This is a genomic window from Streptomyces sp. NBC_00989 (genome assembly GCF_045162655.1).
In the GTDB taxonomy this organism is placed as follows: Bacteria; Actinomycetota; Actinomycetes; order Streptomycetales; family Streptomycetaceae; genus Streptomyces.
Window position 1 is genome coordinate 5,335,950 of the sequence record NZ_CP108728.1, and the last position, 17,398, is coordinate 5,353,347.

Below are 17,398 nucleotides of genomic sequence, written 5' to 3' on the forward strand. Positions count from 1 at the left end.
GCTAGCAGACACGATCAACAGCAGACCCGATCATCGATCATCACGGTCTGATCACACGTCATCGTACTTGTGTTTCAAGAGAGTTGGAGCAGTCCCCGAAGAAGATCCCGGCTCTCGTCCGGGCCCGGGCTGTCCTGCTGGAGCTCCTTCAGCGCCTTCTCGTACTGGGCGACGTCCTCGGCCTTGTCGAGGTACAGCGCGCTGGTGAGCTGCTCCAGATAGACGACGTCGGAGAGGTCGGACTCCGGGAAGGACAGGAGCGTGAAGGCGCCGGACTCGCCGGCGTGCCCGCCGAAGCCGAACGGCATGACCTGGAGGCGGACGTTGGGGTGCTCGGAGACCTCGATCAGATGCTGCAACTGACCGCGCATCACCTCGCGGTCGCCGTACGGGCGGCGCAGGGCGGCCTCGTCCAGGACGATGTGGAAGTCCGGCGCGTTCTCGTTCACCAGGTACTTCTGCCGCTCCAGGCGCAGCGCCACGCGCCGCTCCACGTCGGCCTCGCTCGCGCCCTTCATGCCGCGCCGGACGACCGCGCGGGCGTAGGCCTCGGTCTGGAGCAGTCCGTGCACGAACTGCACCTCGTAGACGCGGATGAGGGAGGCGGCGCCCTCCAGGCCCACATAGGTGGGGAACCAACTGGGCAGGACGTCCGAGTAACTGTGCCACCAGCCCGCTACGTTGGCTTCCTTCGCGAGGGAGAGGAGTGAGATGCGCTCCGCCTCGTCCGTGATGCCGTACAGCGTCAACAAGTCCTCGACGTCCCGGGTCTTGAAGCTCACTCGCCCCAGCTCCATGCGACTGATCTTGGATTCGGAAGCGCGGATCGAGTACCCCGCGGCCTCCCGGGTGATCCCGCGTGCTTCCCGCAGTCGCCTGAGTTGCGAGCCGAGCAGCATCCGCCGCACCACCGATCCGGGCTCTCCCGCGCTCACGTTCGCCAGCCTCCCCAACCGTCTTCAGGGGCCGCAGTCTGCCACTAAAACACTTCGAGCAGTACTCGTTCGATTACAGAAATGGAAAGAAGAGGCGCCTGTTCACAGGAAGTCGTCAGGAAGTCGTCAGGAAGATGCAAGGCCGGAGCGCGAGAACGGCGTGAAGTTGGCGGAAAAAATGGCCAACAAGCGGTACGGGAGGGTCCAATTCGGTCAGCTGCACGTGCATCTGCCCTTGCATCTGCTGTACGCATCCGAAACCATGGTCTCGCGCCACCGCTGCATCGCAACGACCGCGAATTCCCGGGAGTGCCTCGCATGGGGACGAATGGATCGACCATGCTCGAGCCGTTACGGCAGGGCCTTCCGCCACTGGACCCCTCGGCCGTGTCCAGCGCGGCTTCGTGCGCTCTGGCCGCCCGCTACGAAGCGGTGCGCGAGGCACGGCAGTTCACCCGCCGCACCCTCGACCAGTGGGACATAGGCGACCGCTTCGACGACGTCTGCCTGGTCGTCTCCGAACTGGTGACCAACGCGCTGCGGCACGCCCTGCCGGCCAACACCCCGCGCGTCCCGGAACAGAACCCGCCCGTGCGGCTGCACCTGATGCGCTGGACCGAGCGGCTCGTGTGCGCCGTGCGCGACCCCAGTCACGACAGTCCCATCGCCTGCGAGTCGGAGGACTTCTCGGCCGAGTCGGGGCGCGGCCTGTTCCTCGTCGACTCGTTCGCCGACGGCTGGGGCTGGCACCCGCTGGCGGGCACGCTCAGCGGCAAGGTGGTCTGGGCGCTGTTCCGGCTTCAGGGCGAACCGGCACAGAACAACGCGTGAGGAACCGCGGCTCTTTTTCGGGCCGCGGTTCTACGCGCGTTGTCGCCACGTGGGCACGCCGGTCCGCTAACCCGCTATCAGGTGGTCGAACTCGCCGTCCTTGATGCCCAGGAGCATCGCCTCGATCTCGGCGCGGGTGTAGACGAGCGCCGGACCGTCGGGGAAGCGCGAGTTGCGCACCGCGACGTCTCCGCCGGGCAGCCGCGCGAACTCCACGCAGGATCCTTGCGAGTTGCTGTGCCGGCTCTTCTGCCAGGCCACTCCGTCCAGCTGCGTGGCAGCCATGCCGTTGTACACGTCGAACCCCAAGTACACGCTGTCAACGCGGTGGTCCACAGGTCGCTCCCGGTTGTGCACTGGCTGGTGTGGCCATTGATGCAGTGGTCAACTGTTCCGGATCATAGCCCTGTTCATGTGCAGATGCATGGGCAGATGCACGTGCACGGGGGGTGGTCCTCCGGTTACAGCTTTGACGACCGCTTTACCGATGCCGTTCCAGCGTCTGCCCACGACCGGGCAGGACATGTACTGAGGAAGACGTGTACGGGGGCCCGCATGTTCCATCCGGGCGGCTATCGGGTCGAGTACGGCAACAATGCCATCTCCCGAGCGTTCTTGATCGCAGCCGCCAACTGCCGCTGCTGCTGGGCAGATACGCCGGTGACGCGGCGGCTGCGGATCTTGCCGCGGTCGGAGACGAACGCCCGCAGCAGGGCGGTGTCCTTGTAGTCGATGTACGTCACTCGGGCCGAATCCAGCGGATTACGACGGGACTTGGCAGGCCTGCGGTCAGGCTTGCCGTCGGGCTTGCGGGGCACGGTCAGATCTCCAGGAAGGCGTCGAAGGCGGACGGAAGGCGTTTCCAGGCGGTACGCCCGGCGGCGTACTCGGTGTCGGTCAACAGGCAGGACTCCAGGAGCAGTTCGAGCCCGTCCCGGTCGAGACCGGGGGAAGTGAAGACAAGGTGCTGGCAGCAGTCCCCGTGCTCCGGGTGCCAGTCGAGCGCGGCGGCGGCACGACGCACCGGCGGCACCAACTCCCAGGCGGCGTCCGGCAACGAGGCGAGCCACGGCCCCGCGCTCTCCACACACAGGGCACCGCCGGCCGCGTCCCAGTGGATGAGCGAGTCGGGCCTGTCGGCAAGCCAGAACCGCCCCCGGCTACGGGCCGCGGCGCAGGTCAGATCCTCCAACGCCGCGAACAGCCGCTCCGGATGGAAGGGCCGGCACCGATGCCAGACCAGCGTGGTCACACCGTGCGCGTCGGCATCGACGGGGAGGAGCGCGCAGGCGGGATGTTGGGCGGCGGCTGCGGCTTCTACGTCGAACCCGGCGAGGGCTGCGCGGGCGAGAACGCTGCGTGGGGGCGGGGCGGTGTTGGCCGGGGTGCGTTGGGGGGACCGAGGTGGGGGTGGGTGGTTTGGGTTGTGTGCGGGGTACGGGTCGGTGGGGGCTGGTCGCGCGGTTCCCCGCACCCCTGGGGGGTTGGGGGTGGGCGGGGTGGGAGCCTGCGCCGGGGCGTCGCGACCGCCCTGGGTGTTTCTGCTCCTCATCAAGTCGCCTCCCCCGACCGGCACTTGGCGGGCCGTCGGGTGCAACTGCCCCAGTAGCTCGCGGTCTTCGTCGTCGGCCTCCTCCGAGTCGAGGACGGCGAGGACCGGGGCGTACTCCAACTGCCGGGCGAAGGTGTCCGCGACGGTCCGCTGGTCCGTGGCCGCCGCCGCGAGGCCGGTCTCGGCGAGGTCGTCGCCGTTGCCGAGGTACGGCAGGAGCAGGGCCGGGTCCACGGCGGTGATGACGCCGGTGACCGTGAGGCCGCCGGCCGTGATCACCTCGGCCATCGCCTTGGGCTCGACGGAGTCCCACAACTCGACGACGGCGAGCCGGACTTGACCGGACGCGGCGAGCCGGCGCAGCTCCGGGACCAGGTCCTCGCGCAGTGCGCAGCACGCACAGTCGTTGACGAGGGGGGTCTCGCCGGCGGAGAGGATGCCGGTCGCGTCCCCGATCGTGCGGACGACCGTGCCGGCAGCCGCCGTAGCGAGGTCGTGGTGGAGTACGACGCTGCCGGGGACGTCGTGGAGGAGTTGGGCGACGGTCGCTCTGCGGGCGTCGGTGTGGAGGCCGGCGACGATCGCGACGGAGAGGTCGTGCACCGTCAGTCCCGCTTCCCGTACCGGCGCTCGAAGCGCTCCACGCGGCCGGCCGTGTCCAGGACGCGGGCCGTGCCGGTGTAGAAGGGGTGGCTGACGTCCGAGATCTCGACGTCCACGACCGGGTAGGTGTGGCCGTCCTCCCACTCGATCGTCTTCGCACTCGTCATCGTCGAGCGGGTGAGGAAGGCGTGGTTCGCGGCCCGGTCCCGGAAGACGACGGGGCCGTAGGGCGGGTGGGTGTTCGCGCGCATCTCGGTCAGCGCTCCTCTCGGAAGTCGACGTGGCGGCCGGCCGCCGGGTCGTACTTGCGCAGGGTCAGGCGGTCGGGGTCGTTGCGGCGGTTCTTGCGGGTCACGTAGGTGTAGCCGGTGCCGGCGGTGGACCGGAGTTTGATGACCGGGCGGAGTTCGTTGCGAGCCATGCCTGATACCTTACTGAAAATGAATTCCATTAGCACCACCGGCTACGGCCCCGATCGAGGAGAGGTACGTCACTCGTGTCCGCCCACTGCATGCTGACCGGCGCACAGCCCGGCTTCGGCAACCGCATCTCCCACTCCCACCGGCGCACGTCGCGCCGCTTCGACCCGAACATCCAGTCCAAGCGCTACTGGCTGCCCGGCGAGGGCCGGTACGTACGGCTGCGGCTGAGCACGAAGGGGATCAAGACCGTCGACGCGATCGGCGTCGAGGCGGCCGTGGCCAGGATCCGCGAGCGCGGGGTGAGGGTCTGATGGCGAAGAAGAGCAAGATCGCGGCGAACGAACGGCGGCGGGAGGTCGTCGCACGGTACGCGGCGCGGCGGGCCGAGCTGAAGGAGATCATCCGGCGGCCCGGTTCGACGGAGGCCGAACGGGCCGCCGCGCAGCGGGAGTTGCGGAGCCAGCCGCGTGACGCGAGTGCCACGCGCGTTCGCAACCGCGACCAGGTCGACGGGCGGCCCCGGGGCTACTTCCGTGCGTTCGGACTGTCCCGGGTGAACCTGCGCGGGCAGGCTCACAGCGGATACCTACCCGGCGTCCGCAAGTCCTCCTGGTAACCACTGGTAGCTTGCTGCGGTCGTTCCGGCCAAGGCCGAGGCCAACGCCGATCGGGCGGCCGTCCGCGTCCGGCTACTAGCTTGGGAGCTACCAGTGACTACGGCGAATTCGACGGTGTCGGCAGCGTCGAGAGTGTCTGCGGTACGGATCGTGGCCGTTGGCGCCGCTCTGGCGGGTGCGCTCGTATTGACCGCGTGCAGCGGCGGCGACTCCAAGGACGACTCCTCGTCCACACCGAGCGCGTCCGCCACCTCTACGGCGTCCGCGGACTCCGGAGGTTCCAGCAGCAGCCCGTCGGCCGCGTCCGACGGGCTGCAGGGCAGTTGGCTCGCCACGACGGACGGCAAGGCGGTGGCCCTGGTGGTCACCGGCAAGCAGGCCGCGATGTTCAGCACGAGCGGGAGCGTGTGCAGCGGGACCGCCGGTGAGGAGGCGGGCATGCAGATGATCCACCTCAAGTGCACGGACGGCAGCAAGACCCGGGCGACCGGGATGGTCGACTCCGTCAGCAAGTCGGGGCTCACCGTCACCTGGTCGGGAAGTCTCGGCAAGGAGACGTACACGCGCTCGGAGAGCGGGCAGTGGCCGACGGGGTTGCCCACGGCGAGCTTGGGGTCGTCGTAGGCGGGGGCTTGGGCTCGTAGCGGGGGACGTGGGCCTGGTGTGGCTCCTGAGGCGCAGGGCTGTCAGCGGAGTGGGGTTCGGTGCGGGATGATCGGCTCATGCGCACCATTCCCCTCGCCGCCGCCGTATTCGCGTCGGCTCTGCTTCTGACCGCCTGCGACAGTGGCGGCGGCGGTGGTTCCTCCGACAGCAAGAACGGGTCGGCCTGCTCGTTCGACGGGGTCGCCGTCCAGGTCGGGCCGGCCAGTACCGCTCCGGCCGCCGGTGACACCGGTGAAGTGCCCGTCTCGCTCACCAACCAGAGCAAGCCGTGTGACCTGAACGGTTTCCCGGGTGCCACGCTGGAGGGCGGCGGCACCAAGGTCGTCCTCTCCACGCAGAAGGGCGCCAAGGCGCAGAAGCTGAGGCTCGCCAAGGGCGACGCGGCGTCCTTCACCATCACCTACGTGCGCGGCAAGGCGGGCGACAAACTGAGCCTGGCCGCGACGAAGGTGGTCATCACCCTGCCCGGCAGCAGCGACACCGCGAGCTACAAGTGGTCGTACGGACCCGTCCAGGGCAAGACCTCGGTGAGCGACTCGGACGCCTCGGTCAGCGCGTTCACGCAGGCCGGCGACTGACGTCCGTCAGTCCAGTGGCGGTCGGGCCCTGACCTGGGCCCGGTCCGCCGCCTCGGCGCCCTGCGTCCAGCCCGCCTCGTCGGTGACCCCGCGCAGGCGGGTCGTGGTCGTCTCCGGGAACATCGCGTCGACGCGGTCGGTGACGGCGACCTCGCGGGTGGCGAGCACCGGGAGCAGGTCGTCGGTCACCTGTGTCTCGGCGGCCCGCGCCAGCCGGTCCCCGATGCGGTGGGCGTAGGCCGCGAGGAACGACTGCCGGAAGGTCTTGGTCCGCCGGCGGCCGCCCGCCCGCTGGGCCGCCTCCGCCCGTGTCATCGCGGTCGTGGCCTGCACGAGGAGCGAGGTGTAGAGGAGCTCGACCACCTCCAGGTCGCCCTCGAACCCGACGACGGTCGAGAAACCGAAGGCCTCGTTCCACACGGCCCGGCAGTGGTTCGCCCCGGCGACCGCGTCCAGCAGCACCGCCTTCGCCTGTTCGTACGGCGCCTCGACCCCGATCCGGCACGCGCCGGGCGCGTCCTTCGCCGGCGCCTGCGCGTCGAGCAGCGCCTCGTCGATACTGTGCCGCGCCATCAGCTCCTGCGCCTTGGCACTCAGCGCCTCCGCCTCCTCCGGGAACCCGGTCGCCTCCGCCTTCGCGAGCAGCGCGCGGATGCGGGTGAGCATGCGGGAGGCGGGGCGGCGGTTCTCGTGCCGTTTCGGTTCGTGCTCGTCGAGGGGTTCGAGGCTCGGCAGCCGCAGCAGCAGGCGGTACAGCTCCAGCACGGTGGTGGCGTGCGTGAAACGGTCCGTGCGGGGTGGCGGCGCGTCGGCGGTCAGTTCGTCGAGCTGGGCCTTCCAACGGGGGCCGCGCGCCCGGTCGTCCGGCGCCTGCTCGCGGATCAGCGCCGAGACGAGTCGTACGTGTACGTCCTCCAACTCCCGCCGCACCAGCCGTACGACATCTGCGGGCTGCCAGCCGCGTCGCCATGCCCCCGCCACGAACTCCCGGCCCCGGCGGGCGAGTTCGGGGTCCGCCGCGGGGTCGGCGGCGAGGATCGAGGCGCCCGCGTCGAGGGCGTCGTGGGTGTCGTTGTAGAGGGCGGCCTCGAAGGCGCGCTCGACGGTGGTGGTCTTGCTGCTCACGGCTTGATCGTGTCATGGGGTGGGAGGGGGTGAGGTTGGAGTGTGCCTGACGGGGCTGGAGGGTGTGTTGTGCCGATCTGCGGTACTGATCCCGTTTCGACCGGTGTCGAAGCGGCCCACTCGTCCACACCCTGTGGATAACCAACTCCCGTCAGAACTACGGGCGTTAGGAGGAGTGCGGAGTGCGGCGACTGGCAGGATCGCATCGTATGGAGACCTTGCCGTTCGACGCCGTGCTGTGCGACTTCGACGGGGTCGTGCACGTGTGGGATCCGGACGGGATGAGTGCGCTGGACCGGGCGTGGGGGCTGGCCGAGGGGACGTTGGCCGGGGCCGCGTTCGAGGGCGGGCTGCTACAGGCGGCCGTGACAGGGCAGTTGGGCGACGAGGAGTGGCGGTGCCGGATCGCCGACGGCCTGACGCCCGCCTGCGGATCGGCCGAGCGGGCCCGTGAACTGGTGGACGCGTGGAGCGCGCTCACCGGCCGGGTCGACCCCGACGTGATGGAACTGCTCGCCGAAGTGCGGCGCACGGTGCCCGTGGTCCTCGTCTCCAACGCGACCACCCGGCTGGAGACTTACCTCGCCTCGGTCGGGCTGTCCGACGCGTTCGACGCGGTGGTCAACACCTCCCGCGTCGGGGTGGCCAAGCCGGACCCGCGCGTCTTCGAGTTGGCCGCACGGCGCGTCGAAGTCGAGGCGCCGCGCTGCCTGTTCGTCGACGACACCCTCGGGCATGTGGTCGCGGCCAGGGAGGCCGGGCTGACGGGGCTGCACTACGAGCACGTCGGTCAACTCCGGGACGCGGTCGCGCCGTTGCTGCGCCGAGGATGACGCCGTACGGGATCGAGAGTGACACCGGACTTGATCGCGCCCCACCTTCGAGCCGACTGTCAACCAAGAGTTGACACCCACACCCTGTCAACCTAGGGTTGACACATGACGACCAACCCGAACGTCACCTCATCCGTACGTCTCGACGACCTCATCGACGCCATCAAGAAGGTCCACCCCGCACCGCTCGACCAGCTCCAGGACGCGGTCATCGCCGCCGATCACCTGGGCGACGTGGCCGACCATCTGATCGGGCACTTCGTCGACCAGGCCCGGCGCTCCGGGGCGTCCTGGACGGACATCGGCAAGAGCATGGGCGTCACCCGGCAGGCGGCGCAGAAGCGCTTCGTGGCCAAGGAGTCGGTCGACCTCGATCCCAGTCAGGGGTTCAGCCGGTACACCCCGCGCGCCCGCAACGTGGTCATGGCCTCGCACAACGAAGCCATCGCCGCCCGCAACCCCGAGGGCCGGCCCGAACACCTGGTCCTCGGTCTGCTCGCCGAACCGGACGCCCTGGCGGCCAAGGCGATCGTCGCGCAGGGGGTCGTCCTGGACTCCGTACGCCAGGCCGCCACCGCCGCGCTCCCGCCCGCCGCCGACGAGGTCCCGGACCTCGTCCCCTACGGCCCCGACGCCAAGAAGATCCTCGAACTCACCTTCCGCGAGGCCCTGCGCCTGGGCCACAACTACATCGGTACCGAACACATCCTGCTCGCCGTGCTGGAGCACGAGAACGGCGAGGGCGTGCTGAACGGCCTGGGCATCGACAAGCCCACGACCGAAGGGCACATCGCCGAGATGCTCAACCGGCTGCAGGGCTGAGCCGCAGGTCACGGGGATTGTCAGTGCCGCCTGCCACACTCGCGGACATGACCGATCGCTGGGCGCTCGCTCCGGCCGAGGGTGGTGGTGTGGAGGTCGCCGCCCTCGGTCCTGACGGGCTGCCCGCGGCTGCGGTGCGGCGGGAGGCGGATCTCGTCGAGGCCGTGCGCGGGCGTCCTGAAGTGGGCCGGTGGGTGTGGCGGTCCACGGCCGAGGTGTATCCGGTGCTGCTCGCCGCGGGGGTGCGGGTGGAGCGGTGCTACGACGTCGAGGACGCCGAGACGCTGCTGCTCGGGCACGAGGGGCGGCACGGTGAGCCGCGGTCGGCGGTGGCAGCGCTGGCCCGGTTGCGTGGTGGGGCCGTACCGCCGGATCCGCCGCAGCGGGCCGCCGAGCCTGGTGCGCAGCCCTCGCTCTTCGAGCCGCAGAGTGTCCATCTCCCCCTGACCGACCTGCTCGCCGTGTACGCCGAGCAGCAGCGGCGGCACGACGCCGCCACGCACCCCGACCGGATGCGGCTGCTCACCGCCTCCGAGTCGGCCGGGATGCTGGTCGCCGCCGAGATGAACCGGGCGGGGCTGCCGTGGAGCGCCGATGTGCACCGGGAGATGCTGCACGAGTTGCTGGGCGAGCGGTATGCGGGCGGCGGGGAGCCGCGGCGGCTCGCCGAGCTGGCGGACGAGGTGTCCGTCGCCTTCGGGAGACGGGTGCGGCCGGATCTGCCCGCCGATGTGGTCAAGGCCTTCGCCGAGGCCGGGATCAAGGTCAAGTCGACCCGGCGCTGGGAGATCCAGTCCCTAGACCATCCCGCCGTGAAGCCGCTGCTGGAGTACAAGAAGCTGTACCGGATCTGGGTGGCCCACGGCTGGTCCTGGTTGCAGGACTGGGTGCGGGACGGGCGGTTCCGGCCGGAGTTCATCGCGGGCGGGACCGTCACCGGGCGCTGGGTCACCAACGGCGGGGGCGGGCTCCAGATCCCCAAGGTCATCCGGCGTGCCGTGGTCGCCGACCCGGGCTGGCGGCTCGTCGTCGCCGACGCCGACCAGATGGAACCGCGCGTCCTCGCCGCGATCTCCCGCGACCCCGGGCTGATGGAGGTGGCCGGCCGGGCCACCGACCTCTACCAGTCCGTCTCCGACCGCGCCTTCTCCGGCGACCGCGACCAGGCCAAGATCGCCGTGCTCGGCGCGGTCTACGGCCAGACCTCCGGCGACGGCCTCAAGAACCTCGCCGCGCTCAGACGGAGGTTCCCCAAGGCGGTGGCGTACGTCGACGACGCCGCGAAGGCGGGCGAGGAGGGGCGGCTCGTACGGACCTGGCTGGGCCGGACCTGCCCGCCGGTGGCCGGGGGCGAGGACGCGGGAGAGGAGGCGGGCATCCCCCAGGACGATCCCGTCGCGGCCCCCACCGACCAGGGCTGGGTGCCCGGTTACGCGTCCACCAACTCCCGCGCCCGGGGCCGTTTCGCCCGCAACTTCGTCGTCCAGGGCAGCGCGGCGGACTGGGCCCTCCTCATGCTGGCCGCGCTTCGGCGCTCCTGTGCGGAACTGGCGGCCGAGCTGGTCTTCTTCCAGCACGACGAGGTGATCGTGCACTGCCCCGAGGCGGAGGCCGAGACCGTGGCCGCCGCGATACAGGCGGCGGCCGACCTCGCCGGACGGCTGACGTTCGGGGAGACACCGGTGCGGTTTCCCTTCACGGTGGCGGTGGTCGAGTGTTACGCCGATGCCAAGTAGGGCGGGGCAGGGATTCGGGTTGTCAACGCGCGTCACGCTGCGACAACAGCTCGCCGAGTTCCTGGACGACGGCCTTCTCGTCCGTCCCGTCGAGTGCGTCGAGGGCTGCCCGCCATTGGTCGTACGCCTCCTGCTCGCGGCCCTGTTCCCGTAGCAGCAGGCCAAGTTGGTGCCGGGCGAGGCCGCCCATGTAGCGGTCGGCGCGGGCGTCCGCGCGGCGGAGGAGTTCGGCGCACTCGGTGTGGGCGCGTTCGGTGTGGGCCTGGGCGGTGTGGGCCTGGGCGGTGTCGGTCTGTGCGGTGTCGGCGCGTTCGGTGCGGCCGAGGAGACGGAGGGCGCGGACCAGGCCGAGGCGGGTCTGCGACTCGCCGTGCCAGTCGCCGTGGCCGCCGAGGATGCGCAGGCTCTCCTCGAAGTGCGGTACGGCGGCGGCCGGTTCACCGAGGGTGAGGCGGGCGTAGCCGATGTTGCAGTGCGCGGAGTGCTGCACGATGACGGCGCCGATCTCGTCGCCGATGGCCAGGGAGCGGCGGTGCTGCTCGATGGCGGCGCGGGGGTCGGTGTGCTCGTACAGGTTGCCGAGGTGGCTGTGGGTCACTGCCTCGCCGTACGGGTCGTTCAACTGCCGTGAGTGGGCGAGGCTTTGGCGCAGGGCGACGCCCGACTCGGCGTAGCGGCCCAGGCCTTCGAGGAGCAGGCCGCGGTTGTTGAGGCAGCGGCGGATCCAGGAGACCTCGTCGAGCCGCCACCAGATCTCCAGGGCCTGGTCGTTGAGACCGAGGGCCTCGTTCTGCCGGCCGGTCAGGAAGTGCAGTCCGGCGAGATCCCCCAGCGCGTACGCCTCCGCCGCCGCGTCCCCGAGCCGCCGGGCCGCACCGAGAGCGGCCCGGCCGAGCACCTCCATCTCGGCGACACGGCCACTGCGCAGGACGTAGGGGAAGAGGAGCCGGACGAGGGTCGAGACGTGGGCGGTCCGGTGGAGACCGGGATCGGAGGTGTCGTGGTACCGGGTCACCAGCACCACCACGTTCTCCAGCTCCAAGTCCCCCCAGGCGAAGGCGTCTTCGGAACGGGGGAAGGGGGTGGTGGCCGCCACCTCCGTGGAGTGGTCGAGGGGCTGCGCGGCGGTCGGCCGACGGCGGTCGTCCTGGTCCAGGCCCGGTTCGACGATCGCGGTGAGGGCGCGTTCGGCGTGGGCGGCGTACCAGGCGAGGGCGGTTGATACGGGGTCGGGTTCGGCGGGGGTGGGTCCCGTGAACTCGGGTTCCGTCAGGGCGGGTTCGGCGAGGTCCGTTTCGATGAGGGCGCCGGGTGGTTCGGTGGCTGCGGTGGCGCTGGGTGGCTCGGTGTTCGTGACGGCGCTGCGGGGCTCACCCTGCGCCAGTTCGCGGGCGAAGTCGCGGATCAGGTCGTGGGGGGTGTAGCGGCCATAGGCCGTCTCCTCCAGGAGGGCTACGTCGACGAGGCGGTCGAGGGCGGCGGCGGCGCGGCGTTCGTTGGTGTCGGCGATGCGGGCAAGCAGGGAGGCGCCATACGACGGGAGGTCGAGGGCGCCGATGTGGCGCAGGGTGCGGGCCGCGTCGCGGTCGGTCTCGCGGTCGGAGGCGGCGAGGGCGTCGTGGGCCACGGCCAGGGAACGGCGAACGCTGAGGTCGTCGTACTCCAGGTGATGCAACCGGCCTTCCGTGGCTGCCAGTTGACCGGCCAGGACGTCCGGGGTGAGGGCCCGGCGCGCGGCCAGTCGGGCGGCGACGACGCGCAGGGCGAGCGGGAGGCGGCCAGTGAGTTCGACGAGCGGGTGGGTCGCGTCGAGGCCGTCGCGACCAGAGACCGCGCGGAGCAGTGCGGCGCTGTCCTCGCAGGGCAGGGGCGCCAGCGGAAAGCGGCGGGCACCGTCGAGCGCGGTCAGCGGCGAACGGCTGGTGACGATCACTGCGCAGCCGGGGCCGGCCGGCAGCAACGGCCGTACCTGAGCGGCGTTCTCGGCGTCGTCCAGCACCATCAGCGTGCGGGTCGGGGCGAGCAGGGAGCGGAGCAACGCCGTTGCCGCGTCCGGGTGTTCGGGGATGTGACGCGGTTCGGCACCGAGGTCGCGTAGCAGGGCGTGGAGTGCCTGGCCGACGGCCAAGGGGGTCATGCCGGGGGTGGCACCGTGCAGGTTCACGTACAACTGCCCGTCGGGGAAACGGTTCCGCAACGCGTGGGCCGCGTGCAGGGCGAGGGCGCTCTTGCCTACGCCGGCCATGCCGCTGATGACGACGAGGGGTTGGGTTCCGGGGGCGGCGGAGAGGGGGGCGAGGGTGGCGTGCAGGGCACGGAGGGTGTCGGTGCGGCCGGTGAAGTGGGCTGGTGGGGGTGGGAGTTGGGCGGGGCGGGGGGAGGGGGGTGAGGAGGGTGGGTGGAGCGAGGGGGGTGAGTGGGGGGTGGGCTGGTCTCGGGGGGTGGGAGTGGTGAGGGCGGGCGTGGTGAGGGTGGAGGGCGTGGAGGTGCTGGGCTTGGTGGGGTTGGAGGTGCTGGGCTTGGGGGCGATCGTCTCTGGGGTGATGGGCTCGGGGGCGCCAGACACAGGGGCAAGGGGCTCGCGGGTGTTGGGCTGGCGGGCGTCGGGCGCGGGGGCCTGGGCGTAGGGGGCGTTGGACGCGGAGGTCTGGGAGTCGCGGGCGTCGGGTGCAGGGGCCTCGGAGTCGAGGACGTGGGACGCAGGGGTCTCGGCGTCGTGGGCGCCGGACGCGGGGGCCTGGGCGTCGGGGACGTGGTGCGCAGGGGCCTCGGCGTCGTGGGTGCCGGACGCGAAGGCCTGAGAGTCGGGGACGTGGTGCGCGGAGGCCTGGTACTCGGACGCGGGCGCGCGAGGCGCAGACGCGTGAGGCGCGTTGACCGACTCGTCCACGCCGGTGACCTCGCCCACGCCGGTGGCGTCAGCGGTTCCGGTGGCCTCGGCGGCTCCGTCCTGCCCCGGAACCTCGACGATCCCCGGAGCCAAGGCGCGACCGACGCCCCCGGTCGGCCCGGTGCGATCCGTCTGCTCGGTGCGACCGGCGCGATCGGCGCCCCCGGTGCTCCTAACGTCGCCAGCGCGCCCAGTACCCCCGATGGGCCCAGTACCCCCGATGCGCCCGGCGCCCTCGACGCAATCGACGCCCGCCGCCCGTTCCGCACCCGCTGCCCACCCCGTTGCCGCCCCTCGCGGCAAGTCCCACGGCTCCCGCACCTCCCCGCCCTCATCTCCGTCCCGAACCCCCACCCCCCGCAACACCTCCGCATGCGCCCCCCGAACCCCCGCCCCCGGCTCGATGCCGAGCTCCTCGATCAGGCGGTTACGGAGGTCGCGGTGGACGGCGAGTGCCTCCGCCTGGCGGCCGGTGTGGTGGAGGGCGAGCATCAACTGGCGGTGGTACGACTCGCGGAGCGGATGGTCGGCGACCAGCGCGGCCAACTCGGGTACGAGAGCGCCGAGTCGTACGCCACCCAGGGCCAACTCCGCGTCGTAGCGCCATTCGAGGACGAGGAGGCGGGCCTCGGCCAGGCGCTGCGCGAAGGCGTAGCCGCCGAGTTCGGCGGGGAGGCCGCTGAGCGGGGTGCCGCGCCAGAGGGCGAGGGCCGCCGTGCAGGCGCGGACGGTGACCGGCCAGTCCTTCGCCGCGTGCGCGGTGCGGGCCGCGGCGACGTGGGACTCGAAGACGTGGACGTCCAACTCGCCCTCGTCGACGCGGAGCACATAGCCGGGCGGTACCGCGCGCAACCGTTCGGGGTCGTCGAGGAGGCGGCGCAGGCGGGTCACGTGGTTGTGCAGCGACGCGTGCGCCGACGCCGGCGGCGAGTCACCCCACAGGGCGTCCTTGAGTGCCTCGACGGAGACCACCCGGCCGGCCTCCAGGAGCAGCGCGGCGAGCAGGACCCGCACCTTGGGGCTGCCGATCGGGTGCACGGAATCGCCGTAGCCAATGGCACTGACGTTGGCGTCGGCGTCGGTTTCGACACCGGCGTCGGCGTTGAAGAGAACGGGCGTGCCCAGCAGTCCGAACCGGAGCTCGCACCACATCACACCGAACCCGTCACCCTTCCGCGCGGCCGCTCACGGCCGTGCTCCGCGGCGGAGGTTCCGCCGTCCTTGGCGGATATCCGCCCTGTTCACGACGGTTTCCCGCCACCTTGTCCCGGGCGCCGAACGCCGGAATCCGTTACCGTACCGGCCGTCTCCCGTCGCCGCCCGGCGACTTCAGGCCACGCGGCCCAGGAGCATCGTGCGCACCCTTGGCCACATGTTAGCGATCCGTTGGTGCGACCTGATGTGATCACATCATCGGATCTGGCCCGACGGTGCGCGCGTACGACGCGCAACTCGGGGGAGTGTCGCCGTCGCGGCCGGGTCCGGGGACGCGAGAGGGCCCCGGTCGGCGGAGGTGAACGACCGGGGCCCTCGTCCCTTACATCCGAGGTACTACGGGCACAGCTGAGGTACTACGGGGCACTACGGGTTGGTCAGATGACGGGCGGGCGTCCCAGCCGCGTCAGCCGCCACACCGTCCGCCAGCGCATCGGCCGCCGCTCCCCCGCCGATTCACGCACGCCCTCCACGAACCCGCCGAACCACGCCCGCAGCCCGGCGACCGACCGCGTCCGTACGAGGGTGAGCAGCGTCCAGACGCCCAGGTGCACCGGGATCAGCGCGAGCGGGAGCCGGCGGCGGACCAGCCAGACGCGGTTGCGGGCGGTGACCCGGTAGTAGATGGCGTGCCGGGCGGGCGAGGTCTTGGGGTGCTGGAGGAGCAGTTCGGGGGCGTACAGGATGCTCCAGCCGGCGTCGGCGGCCCGCCAGGCGAGGTCGGTCTCCTCGTGCGCGAAGAAGAACTCGGCCGGCCAGTCCCCCGTCTCGGCGAGCATCGCCATGCTCAGCGCGTGCCCGCCGCCGAGGAACCCGGTGACGTACCCGCCCTCCATCGGATCCCCCGCGCCGACCCGCGGCACATGGCGCCGCTGGGTCTCGCCGTGCTCGTCGGCGATCCGGAACCCGACGATGCCCAGGCGGGGTTCGGCCGCGTACAGATCGCGCACGCGGCGCAGCACGTCCGCGTCGACGAGCAGTCCGTCGTCGTCGAGTTCCACCACGACGTCCACGTCACCGAACGCGCGGAGCCGGGCCAGACCCACGTTGCGGCCGCCGGGGCAGCCGAGGTTCTCGTCGAGGTCGATGGTCGTGACCTCACCGGGCAGGGAGAGCCGGTCGGTGAACTCCGGGAGCCGGCAGCCGTTTCCGACGATCACGATGCGGGTGGGCGGCAGGTCCTGCTTGGCCACGGACTCGAGCAGCGCGTCGACCTCGGCGGGCCGGTTTCCCATGGTCACCACGGCGACGGCGATCCTCGGTCCGACCACGTCGCTCACTCCATCCGGCACGTCTCTCGCTCCATCCAGCGATCCGGCGATGCCCGCGCCCTGACCGCGCAGCACTCACCGTTCACCAAGATGTTGCCTCAGGTCGGCCGGTTGCTCCGACTCAAGTTCATTTTGCGGGACCTTTGTTGTGGCTTTGCCGGTTCTCCCTCCGCCGCACGAACTTCAGCCCCGACCAGTCGTCCCCCAGCGCGGCGACCTTCACGTCGACGACACCGAGCGGGAGGAAGACGTCGCGCAGGTCGTTCTCGCCGATGTCGCTGACATGCCCGGCGGCCTTGCGGGGCCAGGCGATCCAGAGCATGGCGGTGTCGGCGAGGCCGAGCACCAACTCCTGCGCCTCCGCGTCCAGTTGCTTCCGCTCTCGGTAGAAGGCGACCGTGACGTCCGCGCCGCGCGGCCCACCGGCGGCGACCTCGCAGTCGGCGGGGAGCCCGGGGACGGTCCAGGGGGCGGGGGCATGGTGCAGGTGGACCTGGTGGCCTGGCTTGACGCCGATCTTCTTGGCGAGCGGGGTGCCGGAGTAACCTCCGGCCGCAGCAGGGGAGTTGACCATGTTCTTCTACCGCCTTCCACGACAACGACCGGCGCCCCGTCTCGACCGAGACGGGGCACCGTATCCCAAATGACCGCGTACTGGTGAGCGCGTACCAGTGACCGCGTGCTGGTGTCGACGTGCCGGTATCAGCCGGCGACGTCAGCCCGCGACGTCGAAGGTCGCCGCCTTGGACACGAACGTCGTGTCGCCGTCCTTGGCGGTGGCGAGCGCCGAGACGTACCAGGTGCCCTTGGCCGCGTCGGCCGCCTCCTTCTTGGTGACCTTGAACGTGTAGGTGCAGCGGGAGGTGTCGTCCGAGGTGCTCTTGCACGTCGCGGACTCGACGGACCGCAGGTCGGCCTCGGTCGGGTCCAGCTTCGAACTCGCGGGCCACGCAACGACCTTGAGGCCGCGGATGCCCGAGTCGTCACTGACGTCCACGGTGTAGGTGAAGGAGCCGGCGCCACTCGCGGACGGGGCGGTGTAGTGGGCCGAGCCGTTCTCCAGGGCCGGCTTCTCGGGGGCTGCCGAGGCGGCGGACGCGGCGAGACCGCCGGCGACGACTCCGCCGACCGCGGCGACGCCGGCGAGGGAGAAGAGGAGAGCGCGCTTGGACATGGACATGAGAGGTCCCCCTGTGTGGTGTGGATGGTGTGGGAGGCGGTGGTCGACCGCTTCCCTCGATGTGATCGAGCCTAGGAGCGGGACGGGGCCCGGTCCTCGGGCCCAAGGACGGTTGCCGCGTT

Annotated in this window: 19 protein-coding genes; 8 read left to right on the forward strand and 11 right to left on the reverse strand. The window is 71.1% G+C overall.

Features of this window, described 5'->3' with window-relative positions; genetic code table 11:
* Positions 1–74: 74 nt before the first annotated feature.
* Positions 75–899 carry a helix-turn-helix transcriptional regulator gene (locus OG714_RS23305; RefSeq protein ID WP_200688286.1) on the reverse strand — a complete coding sequence of 275 codons (825 nt, stop codon included), beginning with the start codon at positions 897–899 and terminating at the stop codon, positions 75–77.
* 375 nt (positions 900–1,274) lie between these two features.
* Between OG714_RS23305 and OG714_RS23310 the strand changes: the two genes are divergently transcribed.
* Positions 1,275–1,766, forward strand: coding sequence for an ATP-binding protein (locus OG714_RS23310; protein ID WP_406123738.1), 492 nt, complete (start codon positions 1,275–1,277; stop codon positions 1,764–1,766).
* Positions 1,767–1,832: 66 nt separating this feature from the next.
* Here the strand turns inward: OG714_RS23310 and OG714_RS23315 are convergent, their stop codons facing one another.
* From OG714_RS23315 to rpmG, 5 genes are all read right to left on the reverse strand, one after another.
* Positions 1,833–2,051, reverse strand: coding sequence for a DUF397 domain-containing protein (locus OG714_RS23315; RefSeq protein WP_051105974.1), 219 nt, complete (start codon positions 2,049–2,051; stop codon positions 1,833–1,835).
* A gap of 287 nt (positions 2,052–2,338) precedes the next feature.
* Positions 2,339–2,584, reverse strand: coding sequence for a 30S ribosomal protein S18 (rpsR, locus tag OG714_RS23320; RefSeq protein ID WP_406123740.1), 246 nt, complete (start codon positions 2,582–2,584; stop codon positions 2,339–2,341).
* Positions 2,585–2,586: 2 nt separating this feature from the next.
* The gene (locus tag OG714_RS23325; protein WP_406123742.1) at positions 2,587–3,921 is read right to left on the reverse strand and encodes a GTP-binding protein; all 1,335 of its coding nucleotides are present in this window, start codon (positions 3,919–3,921) and stop codon (positions 2,587–2,589) included.
* Positions 3,922–3,923: 2 nt separating this feature from the next.
* Positions 3,924–4,172, reverse strand: a complete 249-nt coding sequence (locus OG714_RS23330; protein WP_406123744.1) for a type B 50S ribosomal protein L31 — start codon at positions 4,170–4,172, stop codon at positions 3,924–3,926.
* A 5-nt stretch (positions 4,173–4,177) separates the two neighbouring features.
* Complete coding sequence (rpmG, locus tag OG714_RS23335; protein WP_200691314.1) at positions 4,178–4,342, reverse strand: 50S ribosomal protein L33; 165 nt, start codon at positions 4,340–4,342, stop codon at positions 4,178–4,180.
* A 75-nt stretch (positions 4,343–4,417) separates the two neighbouring features.
* Here rpmG and rpmB point away from each other — a divergent pair, with 75 nt between their 5' ends.
* From rpmB to OG714_RS23355, 4 genes are all read left to right on the forward strand, one after another.
* Positions 4,418–4,654 (forward strand): 50S ribosomal protein L28, encoded by a 237-nt coding sequence (gene rpmB / locus OG714_RS23340; RefSeq protein ID WP_403600661.1) that lies wholly within the window; start codon positions 4,418–4,420, stop codon positions 4,652–4,654.
* The gene (gene rpsN / locus OG714_RS23345; RefSeq protein WP_406123747.1) at positions 4,654–4,959 is read left to right on the forward strand and encodes a 30S ribosomal protein S14; all 306 of its coding nucleotides are present in this window, start codon (positions 4,654–4,656) and stop codon (positions 4,957–4,959) included. Before rpmB ends, rpsN begins: the two co-directional genes overlap by 1 nt.
* 151 nt (positions 4,960–5,110) lie before the next feature.
* Positions 5,111–5,584 carry a hypothetical protein gene (locus OG714_RS23350; protein WP_406123749.1) on the forward strand — a complete coding sequence of 158 codons (474 nt, stop codon included), beginning with the start codon at positions 5,111–5,113 and terminating at the stop codon, positions 5,582–5,584.
* 98 nt (positions 5,585–5,682) lie between these two features.
* On the forward strand, positions 5,683–6,204 hold the full coding sequence (locus OG714_RS23355) for a DUF4232 domain-containing protein (RefSeq protein WP_406123751.1): 522 nt from the start codon (positions 5,683–5,685) through the stop codon (positions 6,202–6,204).
* Positions 6,205–6,210: 6 nt separating this feature from the next.
* On the opposite strand, the gene OG714_RS23360 is transcribed toward OG714_RS23355, so the two are convergent.
* A complete protein-coding gene (locus OG714_RS23360; RefSeq protein ID WP_406123752.1) occupies positions 6,211–7,329 on the reverse strand; it encodes a DUF2786 domain-containing protein in 1,119 nt (372 codons plus the stop codon).
* A gap of 209 nt (positions 7,330–7,538) precedes the next feature.
* On the opposite strand from OG714_RS23360, the gene OG714_RS23365 reads away from it, so the two are divergent.
* The 3 genes from OG714_RS23365 (at position 7,539) to OG714_RS23375 (ending at position 10,720) form a co-directional block, all read left to right on the forward strand.
* Entirely contained in the window at positions 7,539–8,162 is a 624-nt protein-coding gene (locus OG714_RS23365) for an HAD family hydrolase (RefSeq protein ID WP_406123753.1), read from the forward strand.
* A 105-nt stretch (positions 8,163–8,267) separates the two neighbouring features.
* Positions 8,268–8,984 (forward strand): Clp protease N-terminal domain-containing protein, encoded by a 717-nt coding sequence (locus tag OG714_RS23370; protein ID WP_406123754.1) that lies wholly within the window; start codon positions 8,268–8,270, stop codon positions 8,982–8,984.
* A gap of 47 nt (positions 8,985–9,031) precedes the next feature.
* Entirely contained in the window at positions 9,032–10,720 is a 1,689-nt protein-coding gene (locus tag OG714_RS23375; protein ID WP_406123756.1) for a bifunctional 3'-5' exonuclease/DNA polymerase, read from the forward strand.
* A gap of 22 nt (positions 10,721–10,742) precedes the next feature.
* On the opposite strand, the gene OG714_RS23380 is transcribed toward OG714_RS23375, so the two are convergent.
* The 4 genes from OG714_RS23380 to OG714_RS23395 all read right to left on the reverse strand — a co-directional run bounded on the left by OG714_RS23380 (position 10,743) and on the right by OG714_RS23395 (position 17,270).
* Positions 10,743–14,762 carry a BTAD domain-containing putative transcriptional regulator gene (locus OG714_RS23380; RefSeq protein WP_406123758.1) on the reverse strand — a complete coding sequence of 1,340 codons (4,020 nt, stop codon included), beginning with the start codon at positions 14,760–14,762 and terminating at the stop codon, positions 10,743–10,745.
* A gap of 440 nt (positions 14,763–15,202) precedes the next feature.
* Positions 15,203–16,096 (reverse strand): glycosyltransferase family 2 protein, encoded by an 894-nt coding sequence (locus tag OG714_RS23385; RefSeq protein ID WP_406131917.1) that lies wholly within the window; start codon positions 16,094–16,096, stop codon positions 15,203–15,205.
* A 127-nt stretch (positions 16,097–16,223) separates the two neighbouring features.
* Positions 16,224–16,670, reverse strand: coding sequence for a DUF3052 domain-containing protein (locus OG714_RS23390; RefSeq protein WP_406123760.1), 447 nt, complete (start codon positions 16,668–16,670; stop codon positions 16,224–16,226).
* 141 nt (positions 16,671–16,811) lie between these two features.
* Positions 16,812–17,270: a DUF5707 domain-containing protein gene (locus tag OG714_RS23395; protein WP_406131918.1), complete on the reverse strand. Its 459-nt coding sequence runs from the start codon at positions 17,268–17,270 to the stop codon at positions 16,812–16,814.
* Between the last annotated feature and the right edge of the window lie 128 nt (positions 17,271–17,398).